This is a genomic window from Leptolyngbya sp. BL0902 (assembly GCF_016403105.1).
In the GTDB taxonomy this organism is placed as follows: domain Bacteria; phylum Cyanobacteriota; class Cyanobacteriia; order Phormidesmidales; family Phormidesmidaceae; genus Nodosilinea.
Genome location: NZ_CP046155.1, coordinates 1,736,612 through 1,751,600, shown reverse-complemented (window position 1 = coordinate 1,751,600; position 14,989 = coordinate 1,736,612). Strand labels below are relative to the sequence as shown.

Sequence of the window (14,989 nt, the reverse complement as noted above, 5' to 3'; positions counted from 1 at the left end):
CCCTAGCCTACCTCCTGAGATCGGCTGGTCTAGGGGCCTAGGCTTCGACCACAATCTGGAACCGTAGGGGGGACATCTCTTGCCCCAGGCTAACCTCTAGGACGTAGGGGGTTTGGGGATGGGGATGGGTCAGTTGCAGAATCAAATCCCCCGGACTAGAGCGGTCGGCGTGGAGGGTATCGCTGAGCCCCGTGAGCGTGACGGCCCCCGCTGCCGGAAGCTCGGCGCGAATCTCTAGGAGGGTATCCGTCAACCGAGAGGCGGTCACGCTGAGGGGGCCGTCGGTGGTTGTCCAGGTGCGGGTGAGGCTGGGAGTGAGGGGCGAAACCACCAGGGACAGCGCCTCAAAAATGCTGCGAGCGGCCAGCATGGTGAGGGCAATTTGCTGCTGGGTGGAGGCGGTGGTGTAGTCTAGGCTGCTGATGGCTTCGGTGGTGGCGGATCGGGCGTTGGGCCTTGCCACCAGGCCCGCAACGTAGACTAGGGTCTGGGGTTGGTTAGGAAAGAGATCCTCGACAGCCTCCACCAGTTGCCGTCCTAGTTGGGCCGTCTGGCGGGCAACCCGCTGGCAGTGGCCAAACAGTTCTGTCAGCACCTCCTCTGGAAAGTTAGCGGGAACTTCTAGGGTTCGCAGGTGGTCTAGCCACAGAGTGGTGAGGTCTGCCTCAGATCGCAGGTGATCAGGGTAATCTTGTAGCGCCTGTTCCCACGGAAACAGCGGTGGATGTTGGGCAATATCTTGGCTTAGGCGACGCTTTAAAAGAGCCTCAAATTGAGTTTGCACGACGGGATGATCTCCAGGGTCGAAAACGGCGTTGGGGTCTGCACCATGGGAATAGGCCGATACATCATCGATGGTGAGGGGATGGGGCCAGGGGTCTTGAAAACCCAAGTTATCCTCTTCTGATGGGGGATTCTCCGCCGGAACCGCTTCAAACAGCAGCTTCAGCAGGATGGCTTTCATGATATCTGAGTCTCTATTCATCGCCCCAATCCGTCTATCCGGATACTAAAGATTACGAATTTCCCAGGCCTGTGCCAATAATGTAGTCCACTGTTTCTGGAGTTGGGTGGCCGTGAGGCCCAGTTGTTTAGCCGCTTCTCCATCGCCCATGCCCGACTGCTTGAGGCGTAACAGCTCGGCCTGCTGGGCCGTTAGGGTGTGGTGCCACTGCTGCCACTGAGGCTGCGTGAGGCCAAGGTTGGTTTCTAGGCCCACCCCTAGCCACTCGTGCACCAGTTGCCAATGGTGAGAGAGGGCAAAGCGTAGCAGGTGGTACTTGAAGCGCTGCTGAAGATAGTCGCGCTGGCGGGGGGTGAGGTGTAAAAGATCTTCAATCTCCTGAGCGGGCAGGTCTAGTAGGCGCAGGGTAAAGTAATCGGCGCAATCCTCTTGATTTCGCTCCTTGAGGTACGCCATCAGCCGATCAATCACCGTATCCCGCAGGGAGTGATCCGGTGGTTCTTCTCCCTGGGCCAGCAGTTCCTCCCGGATGCGCTGGTGGGAGGCCATGGGGCGCAGATCGTCGGCCTCGCCACCATAATCAATGGCCTGGGTGATATCAATGGCCAACTCCGGCGGCTGCTGACGGATAAAGGTTTGTACCCGCAGCACAATCAACTGTTGGCTGCGGTTCCCCGGTAGCGGAATCCGACGCTTGCCGTAGCGCTCCGCAAAGGCCATATACTCTGCTAATTCCAAGAGAGTACGCGGCTGATAGTGATCCGTGAGTTGGCTCTCACGCCGAAAGGCACTCAGGGCTTCTACGTAGAAGCCCTGCAAAAAATCTTCAATCAGTGCTATCCGAGCCTGGTAGCTCGTCTGGGTTTGGGGGAGCGTCATGTGGCGATACACCATGGAACTGAGCGTACTGTGCAGTTCCACACGCCCCTGCCGCGATCCAAGGTGGTAGTAGCGGAGGCATTGATCGAGGCGATGCTTGCCCAGGGTCTTGGCCCACACCGCCACCTCCCCAGAGGACTGAATACGGTCGCTTTCCCGGCAGATGCGCTGCACTTCCTGGCTAATCCGATTAGCCACCGCCCAGCACACCCCCTCCGCCGCGCTGGTTTTTTCCCGCAGCTCGTCCCACAAATCCTGAGCGAATGCATCCGCCGACAGCACGCAACTTTCCTGGCTCAAGCGCATTACCCCCAAACCAACACAGATCGCTGGGTCATTTTTGATGATCAATACCCCAAAGCGAGATACCCCATCGTGCGATATCCCAAGGTATGCAGGCTGTGTAGATGCGCCCCCTGCCGTGGCTACCATCTTGAACCGACAGCGCTACTCTATACTGATGACGGCAGAGGAACCCCACTCCATCCCGTGGGCAGCAAGGTTTCTTCTGGATTATTCCCTAGGCCAAGTCTAACATCTCTCCGTAGAACTATCGATCTCCCCCTAGCGCCCTACTCTCCATGACCCTCGACAACCAAATTACCGACCTCATCCAAAACACCCCCAGCCATCTGATTAACCCGGATGCTGTCGCTGCTATTGCTCCGGTGCTAAAAGCCATTGCCGTCCAGCTTCAGCATCCCCAGTACTACATCCTGCAAAACCTAGAGCAAAGCTGGGTGATGACCACCCTCACGAACCGCACCCAGCCTGCCGCGCGCAAAAATGTCGTCTACGCCTATCCCACCCTGCAAGACGCCGCCGCCAGCCAAGCCACCATAAAAGATCCCCAGGTGATGGCCCTACCCGTTCCCGTCATTAATATCCTGTTCCAACTGCTGGCTATGAAGCCCATCGACAGCCTAATTTTCTGCGAAGTGCCTGGTCAACAGGGGCAAGGCATTGAAGTGCGCCGCCAAGATCTCGAAGCCCTCGTCCAGGCTCAGCTCACCCAAACCCAAGCTCCGCCCACTCCATCGGATATCGCTTAAATAGAAGGCCGTATCGCTCAATAAGCCAAGCGGGCAACCTAGCCCACTGCTATAGGGGTGACATCCCCCTCGTAGCCTGGTCAAAAAAATGGCGAAATTGGTTGAGTTCAAACCGCATCCTGTGCTACCTTATAGAACCGACGGGCGATTAGCACAGTGGTAGCGCACTTCCTTCACACGGAAGGGGTCACTGGTTCGAATCCAGTATCGCCCATACTCTAAACCTTTTGATGCGTAAGGACTCTAGCCCTTGCGCATTGTTGTTTTTGGGAATCTGAAATTCTCATTAAGCCGTCACTGAGTAGGTTTGATCATCCTGTTTCACTGACCCCTAGTGGTGGGATTCATTGTGAGCCAAGGGGCGATGTATCGCAGGAGGAAAGGTTGCTGGTGCCGCGAGGGTTCTCTACGGCCTCCCACAAAGAGTAGCCATGTGCTGCTCTCGCGGGTATGAACTTACCAATCTGGGAAGTAGCAGGCTAGAAATGCTTTAACGGTCAGGATAGGGATGTCCGCAACACTTTTGAGCACCAAAAGATCGTCGTCGCCAGAAACAATGGCCACCGCTTGGGCCGCAATGGCCGCTTCAAGCACAATTTTATCGTCAAGATCCCGCAGCTCTGGCACATCGATGGAGACAACCTTTGTGCCAAAGGAGGCTAGTCGCGAGATGTTGATGAGCAGCGATTCTGGAGTTGTGCCGATACGCTGTAGGCGAGATTGGAATTTGGGATAGCGCAGTACATCAGCCAACTCGCTCAGCAAGGCTTGAGACATACAAAGTTGCACTTGGCCATCGCGAGCGAGTTGAACCAGACGAGCTGGTTGCCCACCAAACAGCAGGGCCGAAACCCAAACGTTGGTGTCGAGCACGACATTAAGCTTGGGCTCGGTCATGGCGAATGGTTTTTACAATGGCACAGATTTCGGCCTCTGTGGGTTGATCGGGATCAGGGCCAAGGGCTTCAATGCGCTGAAACAAGGCATCGAAGGAGAGGGGCTGGGTAATCTTCTTCAGCACAATCGTGTCGTCTGTTTGCCACAGCAGATACTCGTCTCCTGGCTCTAGGGTGGCGAGGACTTCGGGCGGGAAGGCAAACTGACGTGCTTGGGTAATGCTGACAACGTTGGTCTTGGTCATCGCACTCAGGGCTGATAGGGATTCTGCTTTAAGTTTAGCCCCAAGGATTGTGGTGATGAGGCCAGGGCTTGAGCACAAAAAATTTGGGCGACTGGCTTCTAGCCAGCTACGATGCCACTGGGCCAGAGACCCTGCCCATTCCAATCCATACTGAAGACGCTAATCGCCATATTCTCGACTTCGTTGAGCAACACAGTCAGGGGCATCAAGAGCCTCAGACACGAAGCCAAATTTCGCCAGATCGATAAACCCTCTCATCGCCCTTGCTCTGTCCGTAAACCTTTTGATGCGTAAGGACTCTAGCCCTTACGCATTGTTGTTTTTGGGAATCTGAAATTCTCATTAAGCCGTCACCGAGAGGTATGGATAGATACAGGAGTACTCATTATCCGGATGCGATTAGGATAATTGAGTTCCATGGCCCAACGTGTTGAACAGAGCGACTTTTGAGGTTTCTGCCGATACTGTCCACCCAGAAAAGCGTCAACGACGTCGTAAGGCTCCAAAGGGGAGCGTGTCTATCGGCGTGAGCCATGGATGGCTGCGGCTTTACTGGACGTACCAGGGCAAGGCGGACTACTGCTACATCGGGGCCAAGGATACGCCGACGCATCGAGAGTTGGCCCAGAAAACCGGGCTGAGTTGCTGGCGGTGGATCTGAAGAATGGCACCTTTGACCCCACCAAAGAAAAATATCGCCTGTTTCCGAAGCCGGAGGTGGTTCAGAAAGTGGCTGAACCAAGGCGAATTGACGATCTGTGGGAGTTGTACCGCAAGAGACATCTGTCTTGCCCCCGTGCTTTTCAGCGATGACGTGGTCAATTTCATGAGGGAAGAAGGTGGCCGCCCCTGGCAGTAGGCAATATTCGCATCGGTTGTTGGCCCGCTGCTCGACGAAACGACGCAAGCTGACAGAGATATAGGCTTTGTTCATGCTTGCCCCAGCAGGTTGCTGAAATGGCCTGCATTGAGCATGACAATGATGTGATCAATGCGCTCATATTCGTCGAGTTCGGCTTGTTCTGAGGGGATGAGGTCACCGGAGCGGGCGCGAGCCACTAAGCTGCGCAGACGGTCTTGCATGGCTGGGGTGAGCCGAAAGTCTAAGATTTCCTGGGGGGTAGGGCCGCTAGCGATAAAGTCGAGGATGTAGCGGTAGATGTGGGCTGGGAGAATGGCGGGTTGGCGACCTTGGGTGAGCAGGTTGGGCAACTGCTGGGGTAGCCAGTCTGCGATAGGCTGGCCTAGTTCGGAGAGTTGGTCGATCAGCTCGTCTGGGATGTCGAGGGTGATTTTTGCCATGGCAATGCCAGAGAGGGTTTGCGTTTATTATCGCAGTTGTCTGAGGGAAGCCGGGTTGGGGTGCCAGAGAGAAAGGAGGAAGTTGAAAAGTAGACCATACCCGTGTTTTTTGTCCAGGCGATATAATTAGCGCATTACAACCATTACCCCTCTACGATGGGTCGCCTAACGAGCTTTCTACAAACCGAGTTTAGCCGCCAACTACCAACGGGTTGGTCGTGTCGTTCAGAGGTTCAAGTCTTGCCAGAAGAACTGTCTGATATCCTGGGATATTCATCCAGGGCAGACGTACTTTTAGAAAGAGAAGAAGATCATAGAAAGCTATGGATTGAATTTGAGGTTAGCAGAGCTGATCCAGTTGCGAATCATGCCAAATTTGCGACAACCCATCTCTTCCAGGCCCAACAGACCAATGATGCCTTTATTAGCATGGTTAGCTCCCATGTCGCCAGAGGAAGACGGAATTTAGCTGCTAATACGATTGCTCTCATGCGAGAGATCGGGATGAATGCATTTCAAACGGTTCTCTTGCCTCAACTATCTCCAAAGAATATCAAAAGAATCAATCACCTATCCGAGCAATCTATCGTCAACGAATTCCTGGATATCAAAGCGGAGATCCTTCGTGCCATAGCTGTTTCTGAATCTGTTCTTGATCTCCAGGATAGAAGGCTCCACTTTGTTGGAGACTTTTTGGAGATTTTTCTAAATTTGAGGCAATGGAACCATGAAATTCTCCATGATCCTACTGCAAGGGATAAGTGGGGACAGCGCACCATCACCTATTTTGTATTTGACCCTTACTCTAAACAGTTCGCTCCATCAAAGTTTTGCGCTTACTCAGGCATCTGGAATCATCAAGAAAGTATCTCTCCCTTGCCTGTCTCACAATCCCCTAAATCTGTGATGACTATCGATTTCTACGTGATGCTCGATGGTGTCTACAAGAACTTTGATGGTCGTCGAGCCAGAATTCACTTGACAGACTGTTTAGGAATGATGGCTATAGATGCAAAACAGGAAGAAAACCTTGCCCAGAGTTTTGAGAAATGGTCAGAGATCTTTGAAGACTCTATTCGTGTACATCCTAAAGGCCCAATATTCCTTCTGCCACCATCTTGGTTTAAGTAATTCCAAGTAATATAGAAGTCCACATCGCTTACTTTAAGCTTAGTATTGATCAAACACTAGATATACTTCAATGACCAGGAGAAACAGACGGTATTCATGCTTTACGACTGACGAGTATTTAGCTATCGAACGCATCAGTCCGATTAAGCACGAATATTTGCAAGGACAGCTTATTGCAGTGGCAGGGGTCAGTAAAGCCCATGTCATCATTGCTGGTAATATTTCAGCTCTCCTCGTCAATCATCTACGAGGTACGGACTACATTTCCTATGCTATGGGTATGAAGGTGTGTCTGCCAGCCCTTAATCTCTTTTACTATCCTGATTTAACCATTACCTGTGATAGGCGTGACCGTACCTCTATCGAGGAGTTTATCCTCTATCCCAAGCTCATTATCGAAGTTATATCTGAATCTAATGAGGCTTTTGATAGGGGCGATAAGTTCTCCGATGACAAAACTATTTCTACGTTAGAAGAGTATATGCTTATTCACCAAAGTCAAATTTTGGTCGAACGGTTTCAGTGTCATTCCAATAATCTATGGGCTCCCCAGATTTTTCAGGACGGCGACGCCCTTGTACTTAGCAGTACTAACTTGATTTGCGAAATTGAGGCTCTCTACAAAAACCTTGATCAGCTTTCTTCAATGCCCTGATTTTTCAGTTTTCCCAATAGTTCCTGACTTGACTTACTCCATAAGTCACCCTTGGGTAAACTATCCTGTAAACACGGGGGCTTTACCGACCCCAACTCTGGAGAGCGATGACGGCATCAAGCGCCCTTTCTAGCGGTTCCCTAGTCTTGGAACCGAGCCAGCTCAAGCGATGGACGGTGCGAGACTACCACCGCATGGGGGAACTCGGCCTCTTCAGGGCCGACGAACGCACAGAACTTTTGGCTGGACAGATCACCCTAATGGCTCCCAAAGGCACACCCCACGTCACAGCGCTGCATCTCCTAGCCAATGCCTTGCGTGCCCAATTGGAAGAACGCGCTCTAGTTCGCACCCAAGACCCTATCCAACTGGACGATTTCTCGGAACCGGAGCCGGATTTAGCGGTTGTGCAAGGTACCGTTCTGGATTATGCCGAGCAGCATCCTCGTCCAGAGCAGGTTTATCTCGTGGTGGAGGTGGCCGATTCCACCCTACGGCAAGATTGCGAGGTAAAAGCCAAGCTCTATGCCCAAGCGGGCATTGCCGATTATTGGGTTCTGGATCTCAAAAATCGCCAGATCCATCTCTTTCGCGAACCTACGGCAATGGGCTATTGTCACCACCTCATCTTGACTGAGCCGAATCAAATGTCGCCTCTGAATTTCTCCGATATTTTGCTTTCTCTGTCAGAGATTTTGCCGCCAGGATCATAATATCCACAGTACAGTGAGGACTGATGCCCTGACTGAAAAAGGATTTTCAGCAGACGCGAAAACCATTCCTCTACCGCATTGGATTCACGTAGGGTTCAGGTCTCTGGCCCCTTCGATGAAGATGGGTTCTAGCAAGTTTTGTCAGTCAACCAGATCGATGCCTATGGAGTCCAATGGGCAATCAGAAATGCGCCACAGCGCCTGGTTTTTGACACAGGACATAACGCACTACAGCTATTCCCCCACAACGGGCTGATGAGCAAGCTGTCTGCCAACGGAGGGCTTAATTGACCCAAAGCAATGACAGCGCATCAAGCGCCCTATCTAACGGCTCTCTGCTCCGTTACAGCGTTGCATCTCCTAGCCCATGCCTGTATCATCACCCCCAGCGTCTTAGCGATTGCTGAGGGGATACGGTCAATCAACACTGGCGACACGAAAGCCCATTTGGCATTCAAACTGGGCAGGTTGTCCATGACTCAGCCCAGACACTAGGCGACCGCACCCTAAACTGCCCTGTCGCCACCGGGGTTCTCCATTGTGATCTGCCAGAAGACAGTTCTGACAGATCGTGTGGGGCGAGATGATTTGGTTATCCGTCATCATGACCAGCATGGCTCAAAACCTCCCAGACTAGGCAGCGGCACGATCCGGTACTGACCTAATTCTAGGATGCCTCAGAGTTTAGGTTGTGTTGTTTCATACGTAATCTAACGAAATAACACTCACCTAAACGTTTTCACACTGGGGTGGCCTTTAATTGCCAGGAGATTCTACAGGTTGGTTTTGGGAAACTCGCTGGCTGCGCTTTTTGGGGGCGGGGATGGATTTATGGCTTCCCGACGTCTTAGGGCTAGATTCGGTCTGCACATGGTGATCGCTGCGCTGCCATGCAGGTACGGTGTGGTCGTAGGCCATTTGCAGGGCGGCGGCGGCGATGGTGTGGATGTCGTACTCTTCGCTGAGTTGGGACACAATGGGCAGGAAGGAGGCCAGCCGTTCGCTGGTGATGGCTTCCCGCACTTGGCTCCGCAGCCGTTCCAGATTGCGGGCGGCAATCTCGGCGCGGGTGGGGATTTGCATGATGGTCATGGGCTGCTTGGTTTGCCGTTCAATTTGGCGCAGCTTGTACTTTTCTAGGGGCGTCACCAGGGAAATGGCGACCCCGGTTTTTCCGGCCCGTCCGGTGCGGCCAATGCGGTGGACGTAGTTTTCCACGGCATCGGGGAGGTCAAAGTTGATGACGTGGGTGAGGTCATCCACATGGATGCCCCGGGCGGCGATATCGGTGGCGACGACCCAGCGCACCTGTTGTTGGCGGAACCGCAGCAGCAGGCGTTCCCGCTGGGACTGGCTGAGGTCGCCGTGGTATTCGTCCACACTGTAGCCAGCAGCCTGCAACTGGCGGGTGAGATCGCTGGCGGTGCGGCGCGTCCGCACAAAGATGATGGCGGATTCGGGGTCTTGGATTTCTAGAATCGGTTGCAGGGCGCGAACCTTCGTCCAGCCGCGAGGCACCACGTAGGACATTTGTTGAATGTGCCGAGGCGAGGCTTTGGCGGCTTGGATAGTGACGGTGACGGGGGATTGCAGGAACTTGGTGGTCAGTTCCCGAATCTCTGGGGCCATGGTGGCGGAGAAAAAGGCGGTTTGGCGATTGGCGGGGGCTTTGCTGAGGATTTTTTCCACATCCTGAATGAAGCCCATATTCAGCATTTCGTCGGCTTCATCCAGCACCAGCCAGCCCAGGCTTTTGAGGGAGAGGGTGCCTCGGTTCAGCAGGTCGAGGACACGGCCTGGAGTACCCACCACAATCTGCGCCCCACGCCGGAGCTGTTCTTGCTGACGGTCGATGGATTGGCCACCATAGAGCGCCAGGATTTTGGGGCGTCCCTGGATGCGGTAGCTCCGCATGGCTTGGCAGACTTGCAGCGCCAGTTCCCGCGTCGGGGTTAGCACCAGAGCTTGGACAGCGGGATTATTGGGATCCACCTGCTCCATCAGCGGCAGGGAGAAGGCAGCGGTTTTGCCCGTCCCGGTCTGTGCCTGACCAATCAAGTCCCGGCCCGATAGCAGGTGGGGAATGGCCTCCGCTTGGATGGCGGTGGGCTCGTGGTAGCCCAGGGATTCTAGGTGGCTAACACGGGCAGCCGACAAACCTAGGCTGGCAAAGGAGAAGGTCATAACGAATCCTCGAAGAGATGACACAGTCGGGAGAAACGGGAAAACAGAGGCCGCTAGGGGGCATAAAACCAGGGGGATCCACCGCTGGGATCGCTGGGGCTAGGGCACTTCGGCGATCTGACCAAACAGGTCGTAGGTGTCGGCGGCGGTGATGGTGACGGGGACAATGTCGTTCAGCGGGGCCGAACCCGTGACGTAGACGACGCCATCCACCTCTGGGGCAAAGCGGCTAGAGCGACCGATGGTAACGCCCGTGGCGGGGTTTTCCTGCTCGATCAGCACGTCCACGGTCTTGCCGATTTCCGCCTGATTGTTGGCCCAGGCGATGGGCTGTTGGGCCAGCATTAGGGTTTCGCGCCGCTGTTCCCGCAGGGCTTCGGGAATTTGGTTGGGCAGGCTGTAGGCGGGGGTGCCTTCCTCAGCAGAGAAGGAGAACACGCCGACGTGATCAAAGCGGTGGCGTTCCACAAAGGCCAGCAGATGCTCGAAATGTTCGTCGGTTTCCCCAGGAAATCCCACAATGAAGGTGGTTCGCAGCACCGCTTCGGGGAGGGCGTCTTTGATGCGGTGGATCACGTCGTCGTTGACCTGCCCTTGCCAAGGCCGATTCATGGCCCGCAGCACCTCCGGGTGGGAATGCTGGAGGGGCAAATCCAGGTAGGGGAGGACGTTCGGGGTGTCGCGGATGGCGTCAATGACCTTCGGAGTCAGCCCCGTGGGGTAGGCGTAGTGCATCCGAATCCAGGGCACATCCACCTCGCCCAAGGCCCGTAGCAGTTCCGCCAGGGCAGGCTTGCCGTAGAGATCCAAACCGTAGTTAGTGGTGATTTGGGAGATCAACACCAGTTCCTGCACCCCTTCGTCGGCCAGTTGTTTGGCCTCGGCCACGATGGACTCGATGGAGCGGGATCGCTGGTTGCCGCGCAGGTGGGGGATGATGCAGAAGGCGCAGCGGTAGTCGCAGCCCTCCGCCACCCGCAGGTAGGCCACACTGGAGGCGGTGGTGCGGTAGCGGGGCACGGTTTCATCGGCGATGTAGGTGGGTTCTGGCGTCACCAGCTTCACCCGTTCCCCGGCCTCGGCCCGCTCGATCACTTCCACGATGCGGTTGTAGTCTCCGGTACCCACCAGGGCCACGGCTTCCGGCAATTCGTCCAGCAATTCGTCTTGAAAATGCTGGGCCAGACAGCCCGTGATCACAATCTTCTTATTTGCTTCCGCCAGTTCCACCAGCGTCCGCACCGACTCCTTGCGGGCTTCCTCAATGAAGCTACAGGTGTTGACCACCACGTAATCGGCCAATTCTTCGTTGGCATCCACGCCATAGCCCGCCTGCACCAGCAAGCCCAGCATATGTTCCGTATCAACGCGATTTTTCTCGCATCCTAAATGGTTAAAGGCAACGGTCGGCTTCAGCCCCATGCATCAATTCCTAACAACAACAGGTACAGATGTTATCCTTCAGCATCAGGAAGAATGAACAGTACCTCCCATTGCTGTGGCCCTAGGGCATCGTTTGAAAACGCATACTTTGAGAGCGAGTTTGGATACCTACCACCGGATTTATCCACCCAAGGGAATCTGGTGATGGCTGGGTTTAACCCGCCTAAGCGTTGTTGTGAGGCTTGATAGCCGACAATCCCTAGACTATTAACACAACTTAACATATTTTCGGATCGATGCATCAAGGCATCTGGTTTTCCCCTAGGCTGGGAGGACATAGAGCGGGTACGGAGAGGGGTGAGAAGCGCGATGGACGACCGGATTTACGATTGTATTGTGGTGGGAGCGGGGCCAGCGGGATCGTCAGCAGCCTACCACCTGGCCAAGCAGGGGCGTTCGGTGCTGGTTCTGGAAGCGGCTTCTCTCCCGCGCTACAAGCCTTGCAGTGGGGCGGTTTCCCCCAGTGTGGCCCAGTATTTTGACTTCGACTTTGCCCCCGCCATCGACAACCAGCGGCGGCAAGTGCGCTATACCTACCAACTTGACGACCCCATTGACGCCGCCCTCGAAACCGCCGAGCCGATTTGGATGGTGCGGCGGGAGGTGTTTGATCAGTTCCTAGTGCAGCAAGCCCAAGCCCAGGGGGCAGAGGTCAAGGACGGCACCCCTGTGACGGGGATCGCCCTAGCCGGGGATCGGTGGCAGGTTTCCACACCCAGCGGCCCGTTCACCGCGTCTTACCTGGTGGCGGCAGATGGAGCCCAGGGGCCGATGGCGGGGTGGCTGGGCTTTCCGAGCCTGCCCCTGCGTATCGCGACGCTGTTGGAAGTGACGACCGCCGATCCCGTGGCGGACACCTTCCCGATGAGCTTTGAGTTTGGCCTGGTGAAGCAGGGCTGTCTGTGGAACTTTCCTAAGCGCCAGGGCTATTCCATTGGGGCGGCGTCCTTTGTAGGCAAATCCGCCGTTGGTAAGGCCGCAGATAAGGCCACAGCGGACTATCAAACCGCCCTAGATCGCTATTGCCAAACCATTGGCGTCAACCCCGCCCAGGCCCAGACCTATCACCATGCGCTGAAGCTGTGGGATGGCCAGCATCCCCTCCACAGGGAGCGGGCGGTGCTGGTGGGCGAGGCGGCGGCGATTGTGGATCCCCTCAGTGCCGAGGGCATTCGTCCCGGCATGATTAGCGGCGTCAAGGCAGCGGCGGCAATCCATCGGGCCTTATCCGGCGAAACGGGTGCCCTGGCGGACTATACCGCTGAGATGCAGACATCCTGGGGGGCGGATATGCAGTGGGCCAAACGGATTTCGGGCCTGTTCTTCCGGGTGCCGGGGATTGGCTACCGAGTGGGCATTAAACGCCCCACCGCCACCCAGCGCCTAGGCCAAATTTTGGCGGGGGAAGTGCAGTACGCCGACATTGCCAACCGGGTGATGAAACGCCTAGGTGCTGGGCTGATTCCGGGGCGATAAGGGTGGCTCCGCTGGCGAGAACTGCCCTAATTGGGGGTATCGGGATCAGCGCCCTCCTCAGACTCAGGCTGTGATTCGGGGTCAAGTGGGTTGATGTCGCTGGGGGGCACCACAGGGATTTCGATGGCATCTTCGGGCGTGGTGGGCTCTGGCGTGGGACGGGTAAACCACCAACTGGCTACGGCGGTGAGCAAAATGGCCCCCGACAGCAGCAGTACCCACAGGGGCACAGGCTTGGGCTTGGGTGTGAGGGGCGCACTGGCTTCTTCCTCTGAGGTTTCGCCGTAGAGGGTGGATTCGGTGGGGGAAACGCGAGGGGCCGTGGTTTCAGCCTCGGTCGGTGCCTCGACGGGGGCAGCAATGCGATGGTGGATAAGCACCACTGCTACGTTGTCGTGGCCGTTTTTTTGGTTAGCCAACTCCAGCCAGGAGGCCACCGCCGATTCTAAAGTAACGATGTCTTTCACAATCAGACCGATGTAGTTGGCCCAGGCGTCTTCGATGCGGTAGTGGTCGCTGAGGCCATCGGAACACAGCAGCAAAACCCCCGTTTCATCCAGGACAAAGCGCCGAATATGGGGATGGAAATAGTCGCCGCTGCGGGTGCCCAGAGCTTGGGTGAGGGCTCCGGCGTCGCTGCGTTCTAGGGCGAGGGAGAGGGTTTGGCGTCCGGCGATCACCTCCCGTCCGGCGATGTCGTCATCCACGGTCAGCAGGTGGCAATAGTCGGGGGTGATCCAGTAGGCGCGACTGTCGCCAATGTGGGCTAGGTAGACCTCCGTGACCCGCTGCGCCCCGGCCTCGGTAATCACCCGTTGGGGCACCAATACCGCCATCACCAGGGTGGTGCCCATGCGTTGCCGTCCCACCCGGCTTTGGCTGTCGTTTTGAAAGCTGATTAAGTCGTTGACGATGCGCAGAACGGCCTCAATCTGCTGAATGATCACCTGGGGCGGCAGAATTTGAGTCTCCTTCTCCACCTCCGCCAGGAAGGTTTGCAGTTGCAGTTTGAGGGACTGAATGGCCAACTGACTCGCCACTTCACCACCGTCGTGGCCACCTACCCCATCGCAGACGATGCCCACCTGAAGGCCGTTCTCGGCACGGGTGTCGAGGAGGGTGCTATCGGGCCAGCAGGCATCTTCGTTGCGGGGCTGGGTGGGGCCAATGGCGGTGGCTCCAGTGAGGGCAAAGCGGCCCGGTCGCAGGGCACTTTGCGCTAGGAGCAGTTGGTTGAGCGTTAGTTCTAGGGTGTCTTCATCCGCTTCGGCGGCTTCTATCGCCGCGATCAAGACCGTGAGGGGCTCGGAGAGGGAGGGATGCCAAGACTCTCGCCAGGACTGCCAGAGAGCAGCCAGATCTGTCAAGCCGGGAGCTGCCCCATCGTCATAGAGTTCTAGGAGCCGAATGCGCCAACCCTCTACCCGCAGGTTTTGGGGCTGGAGCAAACTGCGGCGCAGATCGTAGGGGGCTAGCCGCTGCCATAGTTCCCAGGTTTGCCAGAGCCATTGCATTTGGCGCAGAGGGTCGGCCCCAGCCAGCGCCGTCTCAATAGCGGGGAACAGAACCCCCGCCTGGGGATGGATGGGGGCATTTTCCAGCAGCAAAAGGGGATCCGAGAGTCCGGGCTGAAGTGCCCCATAGAGCCCCGGCACATGGAGCCGTAGGGAATGGGTACGGAGGTAGGGCAGGGCTTGGTCGGGCAGGGTATCGGGGGTGTCAGGCCGCTGCTCAGGCTGGGTATCGAGCCATAGACGCGGGGCCACCACCCGGTATCGCTGACTCACCAGTTCATCAAGGGGCAGGGTTTCAATCCCATCGCCCACCACCCAGAGGTAGGGCTGGTAGCGGGAGGAAAAGCGCTCAGCACGGTTCATAGACTCAGACAGGTTGGGGGCAAGGGAAACATTGGGGGCTGGGGCACAGGCGCTGTGAAAAGGGCAGGAAAGCCCCAGGCCTAGCCTAAGGGAGGATAATGATCCGCCACAACCGTTACTCTCCGTTAAAAGAATGTAATTAGCGACCCCAAGCTTTGGCCTCTAAGGATAG

14 protein-coding genes, 1 tRNA gene and 1 pseudogene are annotated in these 14,989 nt (G+C 56.1%); 7 read left to right on the top strand and 9 right to left on the bottom strand.

Annotated elements, in window-relative coordinates; all coding sequences use genetic code 11:
- Positions 1-37 precede the first annotated feature (37 nt).
- On the bottom strand, positions 38-964 hold the full coding sequence (locus GFS31_RS07865; protein WP_198807635.1) for a hypothetical protein: 927 nt from the start codon (positions 962-964) through the stop codon (positions 38-40).
- 45 nt (positions 965-1,009) lie between these two features.
- A complete protein-coding gene (hetZ, locus tag GFS31_RS07860; RefSeq protein WP_198807634.1) occupies positions 1,010-2,149 on the bottom strand; it encodes a heterocyst differentiation protein HetZ in 1,140 nt (379 codons plus the stop codon).
- Positions 2,150-2,424: 275 nt separating this feature from the next.
- On the opposite strand from hetZ, the gene GFS31_RS07855 reads away from it, so the two are divergent.
- Both GFS31_RS07855 and GFS31_RS07850 read left to right on the top strand, forming a co-directional pair.
- A complete protein-coding gene (locus GFS31_RS07855) occupies positions 2,425-2,895 on the top strand; it encodes a hypothetical protein (protein ID WP_198807633.1) in 471 nt (156 codons plus the stop codon).
- Positions 2,896-3,037: 142 nt separating this feature from the next.
- Positions 3,038-3,109, top strand: a tRNA-Val gene (locus GFS31_RS07850).
- Positions 3,110-3,351: 242 nt separating this feature from the next.
- On the opposite strand, the gene GFS31_RS07845 is transcribed toward GFS31_RS07850, so the two are convergent.
- Complete coding sequence (locus tag GFS31_RS07845; RefSeq protein ID WP_198807632.1) at positions 3,352-3,792, bottom strand: putative toxin-antitoxin system toxin component, PIN family; 441 nt, start codon at positions 3,790-3,792, stop codon at positions 3,352-3,354.
- Positions 3,773-4,036, bottom strand: a complete 264-nt coding sequence (locus tag GFS31_RS07840) for a hypothetical protein (protein WP_198807631.1) — start codon at positions 4,034-4,036, stop codon at positions 3,773-3,775. Before GFS31_RS07840 ends, GFS31_RS07845 begins: the two co-directional genes overlap by 20 nt.
- A 537-nt stretch (positions 4,037-4,573) precedes the next feature.
- On the opposite strand from GFS31_RS07840, the gene GFS31_RS07835 reads away from it, so the two are divergent.
- Positions 4,574-4,849, top strand: a complete 276-nt coding sequence (locus GFS31_RS07835) for a hypothetical protein (protein WP_198807630.1) — start codon at positions 4,574-4,576, stop codon at positions 4,847-4,849.
- Between the two features lie 7 nt (positions 4,850-4,856).
- On the opposite strand, the pseudogene GFS31_RS21665 reads toward GFS31_RS07835, so the two are convergent.
- Both GFS31_RS21665 and GFS31_RS07830 read right to left on the bottom strand, forming a co-directional pair.
- Positions 4,857-4,970, bottom strand: a pseudogene (locus tag GFS31_RS21665) (hypothetical protein); the annotation flags it as partial.
- Entirely contained in the window at positions 4,967-5,338 is a 372-nt protein-coding gene (locus GFS31_RS07830) for a hypothetical protein (RefSeq protein WP_198807629.1), read from the bottom strand. The pseudogene GFS31_RS21665 and the gene GFS31_RS07830, both read right to left, overlap by 4 nt.
- A 240-nt stretch (positions 5,339-5,578) precedes the next feature.
- Here GFS31_RS07830 and GFS31_RS07825 point away from each other — a divergent pair, with 240 nt between their 5' ends.
- From GFS31_RS07825 to GFS31_RS07815, 3 genes are all read left to right on the top strand, one after another.
- The gene (locus GFS31_RS07825) at positions 5,579-6,469 is read left to right on the top strand and encodes a hypothetical protein (RefSeq protein ID WP_198807628.1); all 891 of its coding nucleotides are present in this window, start codon (positions 5,579-5,581) and stop codon (positions 6,467-6,469) included.
- A 70-nt stretch (positions 6,470-6,539) separates the two neighbouring features.
- Positions 6,540-7,124: a Uma2 family endonuclease gene (locus tag GFS31_RS07820; RefSeq protein ID WP_198807627.1), complete on the top strand. Its 585-nt coding sequence runs from the start codon at positions 6,540-6,542 to the stop codon at positions 7,122-7,124.
- Positions 7,125-7,231: 107 nt separating this feature from the next.
- Entirely contained in the window at positions 7,232-7,837 is a 606-nt protein-coding gene (locus GFS31_RS07815; protein ID WP_198807626.1) for a Uma2 family endonuclease, read from the top strand.
- Between the two features lie 756 nt (positions 7,838-8,593).
- Here the strand turns inward: GFS31_RS07815 and GFS31_RS07810 are convergent.
- The gene (locus GFS31_RS07810; protein ID WP_198807625.1) at positions 8,594-10,021 is read right to left on the bottom strand and encodes a DEAD/DEAH box helicase; all 1,428 of its coding nucleotides are present in this window, start codon (positions 10,019-10,021) and stop codon (positions 8,594-8,596) included.
- A 99-nt stretch (positions 10,022-10,120) separates the two neighbouring features.
- Positions 10,121-11,443: a 30S ribosomal protein S12 methylthiotransferase RimO gene (gene rimO / locus GFS31_RS07805; protein WP_198807624.1), complete on the bottom strand. Its 1,323-nt coding sequence runs from the start codon at positions 11,441-11,443 to the stop codon at positions 10,121-10,123.
- A 330-nt stretch (positions 11,444-11,773) separates the two neighbouring features.
- Between rimO and GFS31_RS07800 the strand changes: the two genes are divergently transcribed.
- Positions 11,774-12,940: a geranylgeranyl reductase family protein gene (locus GFS31_RS07800; RefSeq protein WP_263974919.1), complete on the top strand. Its 1,167-nt coding sequence runs from the start codon at positions 11,774-11,776 to the stop codon at positions 12,938-12,940.
- A 26-nt stretch (positions 12,941-12,966) separates the two neighbouring features.
- Here the strand turns inward: GFS31_RS07800 and GFS31_RS07795 are convergent, their stop codons facing one another.
- Positions 12,967-14,817, bottom strand: coding sequence for a PP2C family protein-serine/threonine phosphatase (locus GFS31_RS07795; RefSeq protein ID WP_198807623.1), 1,851 nt, complete (start codon positions 14,815-14,817; stop codon positions 12,967-12,969).
- Positions 14,818-14,989 lie beyond the last annotated feature (172 nt).

What these genes read in the sequence shown, in the direction of transcription:
- GFS31_RS07815 (WP_198807626.1), top strand. Translation starts at nt 7,232, where the DNA reads ATGACGGCATCAAGCGCCCTTTCTAGCGGTTCCCTAGTCTTGGAACCG.
- GFS31_RS07855 (WP_198807633.1), top strand. Translation starts at nt 2,425, where the DNA reads ATGACCCTCGACAACCAAATTACCGACCTCATCCAAAACACCCCCAGC.
- GFS31_RS07830 (WP_198807629.1), bottom strand. Translation starts at nt 5,338, where the DNA reads ATGGCAAAAATCACCCTCGACATCCCAGACGAGCTGATCGACCAACTC.
- hetZ (WP_198807634.1), bottom strand. Translation starts at nt 2,149, where the DNA reads ATGCGCTTGAGCCAGGAAAGTTGCGTGCTGTCGGCGGATGCATTCGCT.
- GFS31_RS07835 (WP_198807630.1), top strand. Translation starts at nt 4,574, where the DNA reads ATGGCTGCGGCTTTACTGGACGTACCAGGGCAAGGCGGACTACTGCTA.
- GFS31_RS07810 (WP_198807625.1), bottom strand. Translation starts at nt 10,021, where the DNA reads ATGACCTTCTCCTTTGCCAGCCTAGGTTTGTCGGCTGCCCGTGTTAGC.
- GFS31_RS07845 (WP_198807632.1), bottom strand. Translation starts at nt 3,792, where the DNA reads ATGACCGAGCCCAAGCTTAATGTCGTGCTCGACACCAACGTTTGGGTT.
- GFS31_RS07840 (WP_198807631.1), bottom strand. Translation starts at nt 4,036, where the DNA reads ATGACCAAGACCAACGTTGTCAGCATTACCCAAGCACGTCAGTTTGCC.
- rimO (WP_198807624.1), bottom strand. Translation starts at nt 11,443, where the DNA reads ATGGGGCTGAAGCCGACCGTTGCCTTTAACCATTTAGGATGCGAGAAA.
- GFS31_RS07865 (WP_198807635.1), bottom strand. Translation starts at nt 964, where the DNA reads ATGAAAGCCATCCTGCTGAAGCTGCTGTTTGAAGCGGTTCCGGCGGAG.
- GFS31_RS07795 (WP_198807623.1), bottom strand. Translation starts at nt 14,817, where the DNA reads ATGAACCGTGCTGAGCGCTTTTCCTCCCGCTACCAGCCCTACCTCTGG.
- GFS31_RS07820 (WP_198807627.1), top strand. Translation starts at nt 6,540, where the DNA reads ATGACCAGGAGAAACAGACGGTATTCATGCTTTACGACTGACGAGTAT.
- GFS31_RS07800 (WP_263974919.1), top strand. Translation starts at nt 11,774, where the DNA reads ATGGACGACCGGATTTACGATTGTATTGTGGTGGGAGCGGGGCCAGCG.